Source organism: Eubacterium sp. OM08-24 (assembly GCF_003438075.1).
In the GTDB taxonomy this organism is placed as follows: domain Bacteria; phylum Bacillota; class Clostridia; order Oscillospirales; family Acutalibacteraceae; genus Ruminococcoides.
The window spans coordinates 64,072-82,138 of the sequence record NZ_QSTA01000006.1 but is presented as its reverse complement, the minus strand read 5'-3'; the positions used below and the strand labels follow the sequence as shown (position 1 = coordinate 82,138).

Here is an 18,067-nt window from a genome sequence, read left to right as displayed (position 1 = left end):
GTTTAAGCATAAAATTTATAATAAAAGACAAATTGAAATAATTTTCTAAAAAATTTAGTTACTTTTTATTTTATTATCAGTCAAAATTGCAGTCAAGAAGGGAGTCGTTTTTTATGCCAAGAAAGGGCGAAAATATTTTTAAAAGAAAGGATGGAAGATGGGAAGGTAGATATATCAAAGATAGAGATTTGAGCAACAAGGCTGTATATGGTTATTTATATGGAAAAAGCTACACCGAGGTTAAGCAAAATCTGGAACGAGTTAAATCACACAAAGCAAGTTGTAATATTTTATCTGCTAACTTTGCAAAACTATCCGAGGAATGGCTCGAAAACAAAAGACTGTGCGTTAAGGAGTCAACTTTGGCTCACTATAAGATGATTATCGGCAAACATATTTTACCTTTGCTCGGAAAGTATGATGTTTCGGCTGTTTCTCTGGATGTAGTTCAGCAATATATGAACAGGCTGCTTTTGGACGGGTACGCTGTAAAAACGGCAAAAGACATATTGACCGTAATAAAAAGTATATTGAAGTACGCTGAACGAAAGGGTTTTTATCACAACTGCGATTTATCAATTATTTCTCTGAAGGCACACAAATCAGAAGTTGAAATATTAACGTTGTTTGAGCAGGAAAGGCTCTGTAATTACCTTGTTAATAATCTTAATGACAAAAATCTCGGAATTTTGTTATGCATTTACACGGGGATTCGTATCGGCGAATTGTGTGCTTTGAAATGGTCTGACATTGATATGGGGGAAAAGGTTTTGAGTGTAAATAAAACAATGTTACGCATAAGGGATAATTATTCGGAGCAACACGGAAGCAAAACAAAGATAATAATAACGCCGCCGAAAAGCGGGGATTCGATACGGGAAATACCGATTCCTAATTTTGTTATCAATATTTTAAAGAACTTTAGAAGAAATTCCGATGCTTATGTTCTTACAGGTACGGAAACCGATTTTATAGAGCCAAGAAGTATGCAGTATTATTTTAAAAAGGTTCTGAAAAAATGTGGGATAAGGAGTGTTAAATTTCATATACTGAGGCACACATTTGCAACTCGGTGCATAGAAAACGGCTTTGAAATTAAAAGTCTCAGCGAAATTTTAGGTCATTCAAGCATAAAAATCACATTGGACCGATATGTTCATTCGTCTATGGATTTAAAAAGAAAAAATATGGATAAGCTTAATTTTTTGTCAGCATAATCGCAGTCAAAAAAGTAGTCAGAAAAATAAAAAAAAGCTGACAATATCTTAATTTTAGAAAGTTTATCGCAAAGTGATATACTTTGCGAAAAGAAATTTTAGTTTCTGTAGTTTATTAAATATTATTTATTATATAACGAAGAATATGTTTCAAAAATGACTTTTTAAAAGGAAAATTATGGGTAAAATAAAAAATTTCTTTTCAGGTACATATGCGGCGGAGTGGGTTCTGTTGCTTTCGTTGGTATTATCGGGTGGTTTCAACGAGTATGTCGGCTGTGTTTTGTCGGCTATAATTTCGGTTTTGCTGATTGTTAAAATTGCCCGAAACAGGAATTTGGTTGTTAACATAAATATAACGAGTCTTTCTATTGCGGTTATTACGCTGTTCTATTTGATTTCCTGTTTCTATGCCATTGATTCCGGAATGGCATTTGTCGGTTTTCTCAAATTTCTGCCGGTGCTATTGTATATGCTTTTGTTAATGCAAGATAAAGGAATAAAGGAACGTCTAATAGCTTTGTTACCTTATATAGCACTTATATTGGGAGTGCTTTCGCTTGTGCTTATGTATATTCCTATAACTAAGGATTATTTTACTGTGTCGGAGAGAATGGCAGGCTTCTTACAGTATCCAAACACCTTTGCACTGTTTTTGCTTGTAGGCGAGCTTACTGCATTAAGCAAAGAAAAACTAAAACCGATTGACATAGTTTTTGTACTGCTTCTTATTATACTTCTGTTATTTACCGGTAGTCGTGCAGTATTTATTTTAGCTGTTTTTTCAAATGTTTTAATTATATTTTTTAGAAAGGGCAGAAAAAACAAAATTATTCTCTGCACAGTTCTTGCGGCTCTTGTACTTGCAGTACTTTTACTGTTACCATTGCTTAAAAGCAATGAGATTTTTTCAAGGTATTTTACTATTTCATTTGGTGAGAGCACCTTTGTTGGCAGATTGCTTTATTATGCAGATGCATTCCCTGTTATTTTAAAGCATCCGTTTGGCTTGGGATATATGGGTTATTACTACATTCAGCAGTCAATTCAGACTGGTGTGTATTCGGTTATGTTCATTCATAATGACTTTTTACAGCTTTTGCTTGATGTTGGCTGGATTCCTTGCCTATTATTCGTAGTGGGAATTATAAAATCGTTTTTCCGCAAGGGCAACTCGGCGGGTAAAAGGATTATTTTGCTTACAATTTTTTTGCATTGTTTGTTTGACTTTGATTTGCAGTTTATCTCAATGTTCTTTATACTTTTGCTGTTTCTCGATTATAACGATGGCAAACAGCTTGAACTTAAAAAGGGAGCAGTTTTTGTATTTTCTTTTGTAATCACTGGTCTGTTGTCACTGTATTTTGCTGTTGCGCTGGGACTTGCGCATTTTGGCTTTAATCAAGCCGCCGACTCAATGTTCCCGGGCAACACGCAGAATAAAGTTGATTTGCTAATTGCCGAGGATGATATTTTCGCTCAAAATACAATTGCGGATAGGATAATTTCCCAGAATGAATTTGTTCAGATAGCTTATAGTGCAAAGGCTCGTTATGCATATTCTCAGGGTGACTTTGAAAATTTAATTAAATATAAAAATAAAGTTTTTGAAATTGCTCCGTTTTCATACGAAGAATATGAAGAATATTGTTATATGTTGATTCAGGGAAGTTATCTGTATCAACAAATAGGTGACAGTTATAGTTTTGAGTATTGCCAAAAAGAATTGCTCAAGACGGTAGACAAGGTTAAAAATCTTGACTACAGACTTAGCGAATTGGGCAAAAAGATTGCAGACCAACCAAATACACAGCTTCCGGGTGATATCTTATTGTATGCAGAAAATTTAGGAGGAAATATAAAATGAAAAAGAATCTTGTTTTTTTCTCTGTTTTGATAGTTTTGCTTTTGACGTTGTTTATGTTTAGTTCGTGTACGACAAAAGAGATAACGCTTAAAGATAACAAAGGTGAGGTTTTTGCGAAAGTTAGCTCTGCAAAACTTGAAAAGTCTTCAGAATATAGTTCCTATTCCGAATTGGTAATTAATGAAGCAATTGATATTATAGCTGATATAAACGGTTGTGATGAAGAAAAAGCAGAGAAATTATTATTTAAAAACAGCTATACAATTGATACTTTCCTCGATAGAGAAATATTTTCTTCTATAGAGACAGCATATAACAAATCTGATGTTAAGGAGATTCCTTTTGGCTGTGCAGTGACAAATTTAAAAGGCGGTTTATGTGCTGTTTATAGCAGTGAATCTAAAGAAGAAAGCAATTTTGCTATAACCGGATTTTCCCCATATTCTTCTTTAAAGCCTTTAAGCGTATACGCTCCTGCTATAGAAAGCGGTAAGGCATATTGGTCAAAGGTATATGAAGATTCGCCTTATACACAAGTTGAAAATGAGGATGGAGAGAAAAGTGATTGGCCTGAAAATGCAACAGGAATTTATTACAATAAAAATATAACTGTATATCAGGCGATAAAAGAATCATTAAATACTGTAGCAGTTAAGTGCCTTGATGATTATGGTGTTTTAAATTCAATTCAATTTTTAAGAAAGAACTTTGATATGGATATAAAGTATGAATATGAAAAGGCGATAAATTCAGATGAATCCGATGTTATAGGCAATATGGCAATGGGCTATCTTTATAAGGGATTATCACCTGTTGAAATGTCAGGATATTATCAGATTTTTGCAAACGGAGGAAAATATTACATACCAAAATCCATAAATAAAATTACTGACAGCAACGGAGAAGTAATTTTTACAGCAAAAGATGAATATAAACAGGTTATCAGTGAGCCAACGGCATTTATTATGAACGAATTGCTTCAAGGTGTAGTGCAGAGTGGCGGAACGGGTGCAGGAGCAAAAATGGATGATATTGAAGTTGGCGGAAAAACAGGTACGGGAATAGCAAATGACTGTCATTGGTTTGTTGGATTTGTTCCGCAGTACAGTTGTGCTGTGTGGCACGGAGGAAGCTTAGTAGATAACTATTCACCACAGATTTTCAAAAGTATTATGCAAGAGTTAAAGCTTGATGAAAGCGTAAAATACCCGAAATGCAGAGAAATAAAACAGGCAATCTATTGTGCGGATAGTGGCTTGTTATGCAACGAGAATTGCAAACGGGTTGATATGGGATATTATTTTGCAGATGAAATTATAGAAAAATGCAAAATTCATCAATAAAGTTTTTAGGAGGCTTTTTTATGAGACAAAAACACAAACTAACAAAGATTTTTAAATTAGTAACAGTAATCGCATTAATGGCGTGTTTGCTGATGAGCAGTATCCCGATAACTAATGCAGCATCACAAACAGATTTCAAGAACTTTAGTATTGACGATATAGAAATTATCCAATTTACAAATGGATATTATACTGAAGACTACGATTATGATAAGGACGAGTATGTTAAATGGTACAATTATGACTATAGTAGCAAAATTGTCGGCACAGCTACATTAACAGACGGTTCGACAGTTGATATAGACTATGCTTGGATATCCGACAATGATGTTGATCTTACGGATTCTCAAAGCGTAAATAATCAGTGGGGACTTGGTTCTCATCAGGTTACTGCCGAGCTTGAGGGAATTAAAACAACCTTTAATGTTAATATTGTTAAACCGCCTGTTACTGTTAAAAGTATAGAAATTAATGACATTGACATTGTCGAATGTACAAGTGGATATTATACCAAAGAATATGATTATGATAAGGACGAGTATGTTGAATGGTATAAATATAGTTATTTTGATGTTAACGGTACAGTCACATTTGATGACGGAACATCAGCTGAAATAACAAGCGGCGGCTTTGAATATAAAAATAATTATTATTATTTTGATTTTGAAAATGACCAAAGCTATGAAAACCAATGGGATATTGGCACTCACAAAGTCGTAGCTAAGGCTTTGGGCTTTGAGACATCTTTTAATTGTAATATCAAAGAAAGTCCCTACGCCTCAATTGAAATACTAAGTGTTGACCCTGTAAAGGAAAAAGAGGATAGCTGGGATTATGAATGTGCATTAAAATTTGTATACAAGGTTACATATAAAGGTGGAAGGGTTGAGCAAAGAAATTCAGGTGATTATTACGATGATAATCCTACTATTTCAATAATAGGTGACTGGCAGATTGGTAAAGAAAACGAATTTATAGTGCACTTGGGAAAAGCAACCGCAAAAGGTTATGCTGAAGTTATACCTGACTATGGTTTTGATTTTGTGGCACAAAATGACGGAATTTATATTACCAATTGTACGCTTGAAGATGAAGATATCATAATTCCAGAAGAAATAGCAGGAAAAAAGGTTATTGGTATTACTTCATTGGGATATCATTTTGATACTAATGCTAAGAGCATTACTATTCCTGATTCCGTAAAAACGATTTCCGAGGACGCATTTGAAGGCTGTAGTTCATTGCAATCCCTGACAATCGGTAGTGGAGTTGAATACCTTAGCGCTAAAATGTTTATGCGTCTTTATAATTTAAGCGAAATTAATGTTTCTTCAAACAATAAGAATTATTTATCTATAGAAGGTGTTGTATATAATAGTGCAGTTGATACTATGGTGGTTTATCCGAATGGAAAATCTAAATCACATACAGTACCTGCATCGGTTAGTAATATTGATGCAATTACCGAAAGTAAATCTGACAATATTAACATAGTTTTTGCAGATGAATCAAAATATTACAAGACAGTTGATGGCGTTACATATACAGTAGATATGACTAAAGTTGTTTTATGTAATAAAACAAAGGGCGGTAAATACACTATGCCTGATTCTGTTACACAAATTTCCGATAAAGCTTTTGCCGCTTGTAAAAATCTTACAGATGTAAATATCTCCAAAAATGTAACAGATATTGTATATAGTGCATTTAGAGGTTGTACTTCTCTTAATAATGTTTCTTTGCCGAGCAATGTAACAAAAATCAGTAACGAGGCATTTGCCAAGTGTACTTCTCTAAAAGATATTTCACTTTCTGATAATTTGGAAGCAATTGGTGATAGTGCTTTTTATGAAAGCGGATTAGCAAAAATTACAATTCCTGACAAGGTTAAATCGGTTGATGACTATGCTTTTGCAAGCTCTAAAGTACAAACAATAACAATTGGAAAAAGTGTTGAAACAATCGGAGAGGGTACATTTCAACTAACACCCGTAATAAATGTTAGCATCCCTGATAATGTTAAATCAATTGGTGCATCTGCTTTTTGTTTATGTGAAAATTTAAAAAGTATAAATTTAGGTTCTGGATTAACTGAAATTAAGGACTGCACATTTGCTCAGACTGCATTAAATAATGTTTTTATACCAAAAAATATTACCAAAATTTGTTATAAAGCTTTTGAAAACTGTAACTATCTAAATGACCTTGAAATTAAAGGCGATAATGTTGAAATCGGTGAAAGTGCTTTTATTTGCTGCCCACTTAAAAATTATTCACCGAGTGAGAATATTTCAAACTATGGCGATAGCAGTTTTAGATACTCCAAGATTAGAAACTTCCACGCAGGAAAAACTGTTACAGAAATAGCATATAACTCATTTGGCGGATGCTCAGAACTTTCTGATATTCAAATTCCTGATACTGTTCTCAAAATTTCAAGCTGTGCCTTTGACGGCACAAAATGGTATGATGCTCAGCCCGACGGTTCAGTATATCTTGACCATATCTATCTGAGAAACAAAGGCGAGTCGGCTCCGCAAAATCTTACCATAAAAGAAGGTACTAAAACTATTGCTGACGGGGCTTTGTTTAATGTTTTTTGCGGAGCAACTGAGAATATCAAAACTATTTCTTTGCCAGATAGCTTGATAAGAATCGGCGACCTTGCTTTTAATGGCTGCACATCACTCACAGAAATTACAATTCCTGCATCCGTTGAACAAATCGGTGATTATGCTTTCTTGGGTTGTGAATCGCTGACATCAATCAATGTTGATCCCAATAATAAGTTTTATTCAAGCGAAAACGGAGTACTGTTTAATAAAAACAAAACAGAGCTAATCTATTGTCCAAAACAGAGCAGCGGCGAATATACTGTTCCAAACTCTGTAAAGACAATCAAATCATTTGCTTTTGCCAATAGTGGGACTGAAAGAATTGTAATCAACAGAACAAATGTTAAGCTGGAAGATTATGCAATTGGGTATACCACTGAACCTTGGATACCGGTTGTTTCTGAGGTTACAAAAAAATGGTGTACTAAAAACCTTGATGCAATTATCTGTTGCGCAAAGGGTTCAACAGCTGATCAATATGTTCAAAATACTAAAGACAATGACAAACTAAAATGTGAATATATTGATCCGACTATAATTATTGATTTTGGCGATGCTAACGGCGATGGCGAAATCAATGCAAAAGACCGTATGATGCTTACTCGTCATCTTGCAAAGTGGTCAGGCTATGAAAACATTGATATGACCGCTGCAGATTTAAATAACGACGGTGCTGTCAACGCAAAGGACAGAATGATATTAACAAGGCATATAGCAAAGTGGAGTGGATATGAAACACTTCCGTATACAAAGTAAAAAACGGAGTCAGTAATGAATAAGGTATATAAAAATATAATTCACATATTTGCTTTTGCGATGGTTTTTTGCAGTTTGATATCAATGAATATGTTTATATGCTTTGCAGTATCTTCTAAAAACCCGAGCATTGTCATAAACAGTGCTCGGGGAGAGGCAGGAGATACCGTGGATGTGACAATAACAATGTCAAATAATCCGGGATTTGTTTCGGCTAATCTCTATGTAAAATATGACGAGAGCGTACTTACTCTAAAAAAAGTAAAAGACGGCGGCTTGCTTTCAGGAGTAACACACAGCGACAATTATACAAGCCCATATGGATTGTGTTGGGTGAATGATTTGTCTAAAGAGAATTTCAAAGTCAATGGTGTTCTCGCAACACTTACATTTGAAATTTCAAAGGAGGCTAACCCCGGCAGCACAACAATCAGTCTTGAACAGGATATTTTGAATTGTGATGTTGAGAATGTAGTTTTTGATTTGATAAGCGGTAAAGTTGAAATCAGTAGTTCATCACAGTCAAAAGATAGTGATTTGCCGGAAACAACATCTAAGGCATCGAATTCTGATTCAAATGTAAATTCGGTCGATGATTCCGATAAAGCATCAAAAAATAATGAAAGCGTAAATCAGTCTGAAGTCAAAGACTCTGATGCAAGCGACATAAATGAAAAATCAGAGGATTATGATGCAACTGTTTTATCTACAAGCGATTTAGTTGGTAATACTAAAAAATCTTCAACATCTGATTCAGCAACAAATAAAGGGGGAGGAGTAGTTCAAACAGTGTCTATATTAATTGCGGTAATCCTTATTGCTGCAATTATATTAACAGCAGTATTTGTATATTACAAACGCACAAGAAAAAAATGAGGTGATTATTAGTGTTTAAAAAGAGAAAAATTGTTTCAGTTTTACTTGCGATAATAACTGTATTCGGTGTATTTACATCTCTGCCTTTTTCAGCAAGTGCAGCAGAAACAAACAGTGAAAGTGTAGGTGAAACTTATACAAGCGGTGATTTTGGGTATGAGTTGGTAGAGAGATATGACGGGGATACCGAGCAGTCATATAATGTTGCACGAATAACCGAATACAGCGGAAGTGATACTGATGTTATTATTCCCTCCGAAATTGATGGTTATAAAGTAGTGGCAATTGATGAACTATATTATTCCGAAAACACTGATAAGATTAAAAGTTTTACTATACCCGAAGGTGTCAGCTATATAAAGGACTATGTCTTTAAAAACTATGACAATCTTGAAAATATCTTTGTAAATGCTCAAAATGAAGATTATTGTGATATAGACGGTGTATTGTTTTCTCTGAATTATGAAACAAAGGCCCCATATAGCCTTATTATATATCCGAGAGCAAAAAGTAACACTACATATCAAATTCCGGAGGGCATTAATAATTTAGAATTTGCCGCATTTTATAAATGCAGTAATTTGATTAATCTTAATGTTCCAAAATCAATTGAGAGTTTTCCTGTTGTCGGTTGGGTCGATAAGTGCTGGGAAAACAATAGTGTTGAAAATATAAATGTTTCTTCGGATAATGAAACATATTCAAGTGTTGACGGTGTTTTGTTCAATAAAGATAAGACCAAGCTAATATTATATCCTGCAGGTAAAAAACAAGCAAATTATTCTATCCTTGAAACAGTAAATGAAATATTGGACGGTGCTTTTTATACAGCCAATAATTTGAAGAGTATAGAAATTCCTGATAGTGTTGTATCTATTGGTGAGGAGGCTTTTGGCTATGCGGAAAATCTAAGCGATATCAAAATTTCCGATAGTGTTAGTGTTATCGGTGATGATGCATTTGATAATACTTCTTGGTATAACAATCAAGAAGATGGAGTTATTTACATAAATAAATGCCTTTATGAATATAAAGGTTGGATGCCGGAAAACACATCAATTTCAATAAAAGACGGAACAAAGTCCATATGTGATAATGCATTCAGTTATTGCAGCAATCTTATAAATGTAGAGTTTCCCAATTCTGTAACATACATCGGTGAAAAAGCATTTTATGATTGTGATTCTCTTATAGATGTTAAGCTTTCAGAAAATATAACATATTTAGGTCATAATGCATTTAATGCGTGTGAAAATCTTAAATCAATTAATATACCCGAGCAATTAACGAAAACAGGTTGGGACGTTTTTGAAAATTGTTCTAATCTTGAAACCGTATATTTTAATGCTATTGCTTCAAATGATGATGAAGATGTTTATTTTAACTTTAGTTTTGAAAATTCAGTTAAAACTGTCATTTACGGTGACAAAGTAACTAAAGTTGCAAGTGATTTTAATAACAATAGTAACCTTGAGCGAGTAGTACTCGGAAGTAATGTCAAGAGTATCGGTAGTAACGCATTTAGTGATTGTACAAGCCTTAAAAGCATAACAATTCCTGAAAATGTTGCTGAAATTGGCGATAGTGCATTTTACGGTTGCACAAACCTTACAAGTATAACAATCCCTGAAAGTGTAACTGAAATTGGTGATAGAGCCTTTGAGAATTGCACTAATTTATTAGGTTTACAAATTCCTTCTAACATTGAGAAGATTGGTGATGATGCTTTTGATGATACAGCATGGTACAACAATCAGCCAGACGGCTTGTTGTATATAGGAAAAGTTTTGTATGCTTATAAAGGAGATAAAACGAAGGCTACTGATGTTGAAATTAAAGAAGGAACTAAGGTAATTTCAAACGATGTATTTTCAGACTGCGTCAATTTAAAAAATGTAGTAATACCAGACAGCGTCAATTCGATTGGTTCATCTGTTTTTGAGAATTGTACAAGCCTTGAAAGTATAACAATCCCTAACGGTGTTACGTATATTGGTAATAAAGCATTTTGCGGTTGCACAAGCCTTGCAAGCATAGAGATTCCCGACGGTGTTACATCGATTGGTTGGTCGGCATTTTCCAAATGTATAAGTTTGAAAACTGCAAAATTACCGTCAAAGTCCACAGGTGCATTGCTTGATACATTTTCATATTGTGAAAATCTTGAAAGTACAAATATTCCCGATGGAATTGTAGCATTGCAATCTACATTTGATGGCTGTAAAAAGCTAAAAAATATTACAATTCCAAAAAGCGTAATAAAAATATACAGACGCTCGTTTGGTGATTGTATGAGCATTGAAAGTATTACAGTTCCGGCAGAAACTCAACTTGTGGTGCAGGATGCTTTTTCAGGCTGTACTTCGCTTAAAAATCTTACGGTTGAAAACGGAAGTGAATATTACTATAGTGTCGACGGTATGCTCGTCGCAAAGAAAAAATATGATAATAAGTTAATAAATAAGTTGATTTATTACGCTGAAGGTAATACGGAAGAGAATATATCAATTCCAAGTGGAACCGATATTATCGGTCAGGTTGCATTTGAGGGAAACAAGGCAATAAAAAGCGTTGATTTGCCGGATTCAGTAACTCAAATAATGTACAGTGCCTTTGCAAATTGTTCTTCACTCGGCTATATTAATATTCCCGATAGTGTGAAACGTATAAGTTCTTATGGTAGTGGTGCATTCGTTAACTGCCCCAACCTAAAATGCGTTACTGTTCCGAGCAGTGTTGAAAGGATTGGCGAATATTCATTTGGCTATAATTCATATTTCAATAAAGAAGAATACAGGACGGAACTTAATCCGTATGATAATTTTACCATCATGGGCAAAACAGGAACCGCCGCAGAAACCTATGCAAATGAAAATGGTTTTACATTTATTGATTTGGACAATAAGAATTATAACCATATAGATAATAACAGTGGCATAGGAGTTATCGCAAAAGCTGACGCTGAGCTTGTTGTAAAAGAGATTTCAGATAAAGAAAATCTTGATAAAATAAAGTCCTTATTTGACAATAACAAGAGCATTTTGAATGTGTATGACATTACATTGTCGAAAAACGGGAAAAAGGTTCAGCATGAGGGAATGGCAGAGGTAAGCATTCCTTGTAAAGATGAAAACGCAAAGGTTTATCGTGTTGAATCAGATAATACACTGACTGATATGCAAGCAGTGTATAAAGACGGATATTTGAAGTTCTATACTGAGCATTTCAGCGATTATGTTGTTGCATCGCCGAGAAAGAGTGTTTTAGGTGACATTAATAATGACAGTGAAGTAAATGCAAAGGACAGAATGATGCTGACTCGCTACCTTGCAAAGTGGAGTGGATATGAAAACATTGATATGACCGCTGCTGATGTAAACAACGACGGTGATGTAAACGCTAAGGATCGTATGGTTCTTACAAGACACTTGGCAAAATGGCAGGGTTATGAAACCCTACCTTTTGATAAATTTTAAAGGAAGGAAGAAAGTTTGATGAAGAGAAAACTTTCAGCTGCATTTGCAGTGATTATGGCAGTTTGTATTCTGATGGCTCAGGCAGTATGCTTTACAGCGTTTGCTGATTCGGAAGACGCACCGTCAATCGTTGTAAGCAGCACAGAAGCAAAAGCAGGCGACACCGTTGATGTTACAATCACGATGTCAAACAACCCGGGCTTGGTATCGGCTAATCTGTATGTGAATTACGATGCTGATGTACTTAAGCTCAAAGAGGTGAAGGACGGAGGTTTGTTGTCGGGAGTTACTCACAGCGACAATTATACAACAAGCCCTTACGGTTTGTGCTGGGTTAATGATACCGCTCCGGAGAACTTTAAAGTTAATGGCGTTCTTGCAACATTAACCTTTGAGGTTTCAGAAGAGGCCGTGACAGGCACTACAACCATAAGTCTTGACCAGGATATCCTTAACTTTGATATGGATAATGTTGTTTTTGATTTAGTAAGTGGCAATATTCAGATTGAGGGCAAACACATCCACGAAACAGAGTTGATTCCTGCCAAGAAGTCCAGCTGTACAGAAAACGGTAATAATGAATATTACTACTGTGCAGGCTGTGGAAAGTATTTTAAGGATGCAGGGGCAACTATTGAAACAACAAAAGAAGCTGAACAACTTCCGCTAGTTGCTCATCACGGTGGCGAAGCTACTTGTACAAAGAAAGCTGTATGTGATGTTTGTGGTCAGGAATACGGCGAATATGCTCCTCATCAGTATACAGAAAAAGTTGCTGACGAATACTTAAAGACTCCTGCAACATGCGTTTCAAAAGCTGTTTATTTCAAGAGCTGTTCTGTATGTGGACAGGCAAGTGATACTGAAACCTTTGAGTATGGTGAACTTGCAGACCACAACTACGATACAACCACATGGAAATCGGATAAAACAGGACATTGGCATGCGTGCACAGTTTGTGAAGACAAGCTTGATTTTGCAGAGCATACTTCAAGTGGTCCTGCAACAGAGTATGAACCTGAGGTTTGTAAAGAATGCGGATATGTAATCACTCCTGCACTCGGACATACACATAAGCTTACATTAGTTGAGGGCTTTGCTGCAACATGTACAGAGGATGGTCAGAAAGCATACTATGTTTGTGACGGCTGCGGAAAGTGGTTTGAGGATGCTACGGCATCTGTTGAGATTACAGACCATGACAGTGTAATTATCAAAGCAGCACACACCCCTTCAGATTGGATAGTTGATAAGGAAGCTACTGAAACTGAAAAGGGCAGTCAGCATAAGGAATGTACAGTATGCGGTACAGTTCTTGAAACAGAAGAAATTCCGGCTATTAAGCCTGTTACAACTGAACCTACTGTAACTGAACCAACTACAGTGGAATCAGCTACATCAAAGCCAGACAAAGGCTCGTCAACATCCGATACTGTAACTTCTTCAGTGATTTCTTCGGATAATGGCACTGTTCAGACTGGAAATAGCAATATTGCAGTTATACTTGCTGTTGTATTAATGCTTTGTTCAGCGGTTGTTTATGCTTATGGCTACTTTAGAAAAAATAAATCCACAAAATAATACCACATTATTCTTGAATTAGAAAAATGATTAGCGGACGGTGGCGGATTTTCTGTCATCGTCCGTCTTTTATATTAGAGGAGTAAGTTGTGAAATTGACAAATTTTAAATCTGTATGTGTTTTAGCATTGGTTGTATTATTTTTTGCATTTTCGTGCGGTTGCAGGAATAATCAGGATATTAGCAGTCAGATTGAAGTTACTTCCGATGAACTAATTGGAATATGGAAACTGGACAGCGTTACAAAATATACTTTTGACGGCAGAGGAAACGGTAAAATGGCTGTTTCAGACTCAGAATATGAATTTAATTACACTATAAATAATGATGAAATAAAAATTGATTTTGTAAGTGAATCTGCACAGGATTCGACTTATGAGTTTATTATAGATGAAAACAAATTAACACTTTTGTCAAAAGATAAAAATAAGGGAACTTTTGAATTGACAAAAGAAAATTGAAATTAAATTTACGAGGAGGAATAGAAATGAAAAAAGTAAAAAATCAATAGCTATTATATTAGTGATTGTTCTTGTGTTAATTACAATGTTGTCAGTAATAACAGTAAGTGCTTCAAGTGAAAGTGATTATTGTAATAATTTTATTAATAAGTTGCTCAGTAATGAGTCTTCTTGGTTACCTCTAACAAGTAATTCAATAAGAATGCAGGCGGGATTTGAATTTTTAGATTTGGATTTTGACGGAAAATGTGAATTAGTTGTTCAGGAAGCCGGTGGTACAATGGATAACCATTCTGTAAGAATTTATTACTATAGTAATGATTCCATACATGAGATAACCGGTAAAAAATATGGTGAGTACTTAAATGTTTATAGCTTAAAATATTATTATAATAAATTATATGATAAATATTTTATTACAGGAATGAACACTTGTGCTGCTGGTTTTGCTGCAGATAGATGGTGTGGTAATTACAAATTAACTTATACTAATAACACTCTGAATTTTTATTATTATTCATCAAATTATAAGGAAGTGAATTTCACTACTTACGAAAATATTTTTACTTATTACGATGGTGCTGTTGGTTATGGTAATTCTTCTGGTTTTAATGCCATTGAAGAAGCTGAGTATAATACTATAAATGAAAACATTTTGAAAAACTGTGTAGATGCAAATTTAAAATCAAAGTTTATTACAAAGAGTGACTGGGATTCTTACACATATTCACAAAAGAGAGAATCCTTATTAGATTCCTATAGCAGTTTTAGTTATAATGATTATAGCGATAATAACTATTTTAAACTTAAGCAAGATACAAATCAGTATTTGCATGAGGCTACTACTTATCATGTTAATAACAAAAATTATAGACACAAATTATATTGGGATAGTTTAAATACTTGGGATAGTACTTTCAGAATTCATGATCAAATTTATTCTGGAGAAACAGGAGGAGTGTGTCATGGAATAGCTTTGAGTATGTGTTATGCAAATAACGGAAATTTGGATCTTAAAGCTTTGAATAATGGCATACAGACTAGCAATTATTGGGGCTTAGGTTCTATGTACGATAGTGATAAAGGAAGATTCAAGGATTTAGTTACATATTATCAGTTAACTCAACTTACAGCAAATGGTGCTGAAAGTTATTCTGTTGAAAGGAACGGATGGCATACTCAAAGTCTCAATAAAAGATTGTCAGATTTTCTAAAAAAATTCAAACAGGATGCTGAACGTTCCCAGAATGAGAAAAAGCCTTTTGTACTTTCATTTAGCTATAAGCATAACAATGATGTGTCCGGACATAGCGTTGTAGTATGTGGATACAACTATAATGATAGCACAAACGAGCATGAAATCTTAATCTATGATGAGAATACATATCCAAATGTAAGGTACTTTATTTTTAAAATATCTTCAGATTATAGCTCTTTTACATTTACAGATGCTAACGGTGAAGCGCTTGGATATATGATTAGTGACATTTGGACTAATCTTGAAGTTTATGATATTGATAAATTATACAGTGGAAAAAATTTTAGCAGTATTTCGGTAGTAAAAGGAAGTGAGCCTGTTTCTGCAAGTAATACCACTCAATTAAATATTACTGCATACAAAACATTTAAAGTGGTGAATGATAGGGGTGAGTATCTTGAATATGATGGAAGCAGCTATAACGGTAATATGAATGTATATGATTGTAAATTGGTGGACAATCTGGATAATACTTGTTCATGGGATATTACCGTTAATAATAGTTCAAAATTTGTGTTTTCAAACTTAGAAAATGACTGTGAGATTATCGGCGAAACATATTCCGGAGGATTTTATATTTGCTCAAATTATTCAGATGGATTCACTATTAATGGTAAAAGCGTAACGGTTGAGGGTAGAAACTATGATTTCGATATTGCTTTACAAACGCAGAGCGAAAAAGATTTTATCCGAGTTTCAGGTAAAGCAAGCGGAAATACATCTGTGAGTGATAATAGTAATACAATAGAGATAAAATCTGATACATATATAAATGCAGCAAATGTTAAATCGTATGAATTTGATAATATTTCTGAAAACAATGTTGAGAATACTGTCAATAACATAATGATTGATGATGAATCAGGTGAAATTGTCAATAGCAAAAAACTTTCGTATACATTCGGAGACATAAACAATGATGGTGTGATAAATTCAAAGGACAGGATGACATTAACGCGGTACATTGCAAAATGGAATGGCATAAAAATCATAAATGATCAGGCTTCTGATGTGAATTATGACGGCAAAGTCAACGCAAAGGACAGAATGATTCTTACACGGCATCTGGCAAAATGGCAGGAATATGAAATTTTACCAAATAATAAATAAAATTACTTTTACAGGAGGGGAATCTTATGAAATGTAATTTAAAAAGAGTATTGAGCATTTTGTTTTCAGCAACAATCATTATAAGTGTGGTTATTAACACATCCGTTATAGCAGGAGCTGCAACGGGTGTAATGGCTGATGCAACACAAATTGATGTAAAAAAGAATATTAGTATTAATTCAACAGATGTAACAATATATGCGATAGAAGATTGGGCTGCAAAATACATCAGTATTCCGTCAAATTTTAATAGTTCTTTTCAACTTATTGTTAGTGGGGCAAACCAGATATCTTATTATGTTGATGGATATGAGAAAGTGAACATATCAAGCAATGGTTTAATTACACCTAAAATTAATACATACTATTGGTATGGTAATTATGGTACAACTGTTGAGGAACCTAACAAAACACCGACAAAAATAACCAAGGATATTGAGTATGGAGAAAGTACAATCATTGTCTGTGCTGATGATGTAGAGTTTGAGGTTAAAGTTAATGTAGTTGATTATTCTGATGTATATGCAGAAAAAATAATGGATGACTATGTGTCGAAGAATATAAAAAACGATATGTCCACATATGAGAAAATTAATATCATCGCTAAATTTGTAGCAGAAAGAGATTACGATGATGGTTATTCGTCTTATGCAGGGTTGATTATTGCAGGAGGTGGAGATTGTTGGGCTTCAACAGACGCTATAATATATATGTCAAAAAGTGCAGGTTTACAAGCATGGAAAAGAAATGGAAGTAAAGATTATGGAGCTGGTTCAGGACATATGAACGCTATGGTTTCTGATGGAAAGGAGTATTATGAAGTTGAGGCAGGATTTACAGGAAGTGCCCCTAGATATTACAGTGTTAAGGTTAGAAACAGTTTGTATAGTTATAGATTAGATGATTTTGATGGAATGCAAATTTATCAATATGATGGAGAGATGTACCCTTCAGTGCTTGAAATTCCTTCGGAAATTAATGGAAACAAAGTCACCTCAATAGGTGCATATTTCGCTCAGTTACACCCTCTGATAGGAGGAAATTCTAATATCAATAGGGTTATATTACCTGATACAGTAAAAGAAATAGGAGATGGAGCATTTCTTGCTTGTGAAAATTTGGCTAGCATAACAATTCCAAAAAGTGTTTTATATATTGGCCAAAGAGCATTAGGATATTTATCTGATTCTTATAAGAGAGAAGGCTTTATAATTTACGGTTATAAAAATACTGCTTCCGAGGAATATGCTAATATCAACGGTTTTGAATTTATTGCTTTAGACGAGAAGTTTTTTTCTTCCGGTGACGCTAACGGTGACGGCTCAGTCAACGCAAAAGATCGTATGATGTTAACCCGCTATCTTGCAAAATGGTTGAGCTATGAAAATATTAATATGACATCTGCAGATGTAAATAAAGATGGTGAGGTCAATGCGAAGGACAGAATGATTCTTACACGCCACTTGGCAAAATGGCAGGGATATGAAACCTTATCAATTTTATAAGA

Annotated in this window: 10 protein-coding genes; all 10 read left to right on the top strand. The window is 34.4% G+C overall.

Annotated elements, in window-relative coordinates:
- Nucleotides 1–113 precede the first annotated feature (113 nt).
- The 10 genes from DXC23_RS09405 (at nucleotide 114) to DXC23_RS09360 (ending at nucleotide 18,065) form a co-directional block, all read left to right on the top strand.
- The gene (locus DXC23_RS09405) at nucleotides 114–1,217 is read left to right on the top strand and encodes a site-specific integrase (protein WP_117705855.1); all 1,104 of its coding nucleotides are present in this window, start codon (nucleotides 114–116) and stop codon (nucleotides 1,215–1,217) included.
- 178 nt (nucleotides 1,218–1,395) lie between these two features.
- Nucleotides 1,396–3,084: an O-antigen ligase family protein gene (locus DXC23_RS09400; protein WP_117705854.1), complete on the top strand. Its 1,689-nt coding sequence runs from the start codon at nucleotides 1,396–1,398 to the stop codon at nucleotides 3,082–3,084.
- A complete protein-coding gene (locus DXC23_RS09395) occupies nucleotides 3,081–4,427 on the top strand; it encodes a penicillin-binding transpeptidase domain-containing protein (protein WP_117705853.1) in 1,347 nt (448 codons plus the stop codon). The genes DXC23_RS09400 and DXC23_RS09395 overlap by 4 nt, the downstream gene beginning before the upstream one ends.
- 20 nt (nucleotides 4,428–4,447) lie before the next feature.
- On the top strand, nucleotides 4,448–7,798 hold the full coding sequence (locus DXC23_RS09390) for a leucine-rich repeat protein (protein WP_158552548.1): 3,351 nt from the start codon (nucleotides 4,448–4,450) through the stop codon (nucleotides 7,796–7,798).
- A 15-nt stretch (nucleotides 7,799–7,813) separates the two neighbouring features.
- The gene (locus tag DXC23_RS09385) at nucleotides 7,814–8,674 is read left to right on the top strand and encodes a cohesin domain-containing protein (protein WP_117705851.1); all 861 of its coding nucleotides are present in this window, start codon (nucleotides 7,814–7,816) and stop codon (nucleotides 8,672–8,674) included.
- An 11-nt stretch (nucleotides 8,675–8,685) separates the two neighbouring features.
- Nucleotides 8,686–12,150: a leucine-rich repeat protein gene (locus tag DXC23_RS09380; protein WP_117705850.1), complete on the top strand. Its 3,465-nt coding sequence runs from the start codon at nucleotides 8,686–8,688 to the stop codon at nucleotides 12,148–12,150.
- 18 nt (nucleotides 12,151–12,168) lie between these two features.
- On the top strand, nucleotides 12,169–13,731 hold the full coding sequence (locus DXC23_RS09375; RefSeq protein ID WP_117705849.1) for a cohesin domain-containing protein: 1,563 nt from the start codon (nucleotides 12,169–12,171) through the stop codon (nucleotides 13,729–13,731).
- 89 nt (nucleotides 13,732–13,820) lie between these two features.
- Nucleotides 13,821–14,192 carry a DUF5640 domain-containing protein gene (locus tag DXC23_RS09370; protein WP_117705848.1) on the top strand — a complete coding sequence of 124 codons (372 nt, stop codon included), beginning with the start codon at nucleotides 13,821–13,823 and terminating at the stop codon, nucleotides 14,190–14,192.
- An 85-nt stretch (nucleotides 14,193–14,277) separates the two neighbouring features.
- Complete coding sequence (locus DXC23_RS09365; protein WP_158552543.1) at nucleotides 14,278–16,560, top strand: dockerin type I domain-containing protein; 2,283 nt, start codon at nucleotides 14,278–14,280, stop codon at nucleotides 16,558–16,560.
- A 26-nt stretch (nucleotides 16,561–16,586) separates the two neighbouring features.
- On the top strand, nucleotides 16,587–18,065 hold the full coding sequence (locus DXC23_RS09360; RefSeq protein ID WP_117705846.1) for a dockerin type I domain-containing protein: 1,479 nt from the start codon (nucleotides 16,587–16,589) through the stop codon (nucleotides 18,063–18,065).
- Nucleotides 18,066–18,067: the final 2 nt, after the last annotated feature.

Bases quoted from the DNA above. Each gene is read 5' to 3' on its own strand.
- DXC23_RS09395 (WP_117705853.1), top strand. From the start codon at position 3,081: ATGAAAAAGAATCTTGTTTTTTTCTCTGTTTTGATAGTTTTGCTTTTG.
- DXC23_RS09375 (WP_117705849.1), top strand. From the start codon at position 12,169: ATGAAGAGAAAACTTTCAGCTGCATTTGCAGTGATTATGGCAGTTTGT.
- DXC23_RS09360 (WP_117705846.1), top strand. From the start codon at position 16,587: ATGAAATGTAATTTAAAAAGAGTATTGAGCATTTTGTTTTCAGCAACA.
- DXC23_RS09405 (WP_117705855.1), top strand. From the start codon at position 114: ATGCCAAGAAAGGGCGAAAATATTTTTAAAAGAAAGGATGGAAGATGG.
- DXC23_RS09390 (WP_158552548.1), top strand. From the start codon at position 4,448: ATGAGACAAAAACACAAACTAACAAAGATTTTTAAATTAGTAACAGTA.
- DXC23_RS09385 (WP_117705851.1), top strand. From the start codon at position 7,814: ATGAATAAGGTATATAAAAATATAATTCACATATTTGCTTTTGCGATG.
- DXC23_RS09400 (WP_117705854.1), top strand. From the start codon at position 1,396: ATGGGTAAAATAAAAAATTTCTTTTCAGGTACATATGCGGCGGAGTGG.
- DXC23_RS09365 (WP_158552543.1), top strand. From the start codon at position 14,278: ATGTTGTCAGTAATAACAGTAAGTGCTTCAAGTGAAAGTGATTATTGT.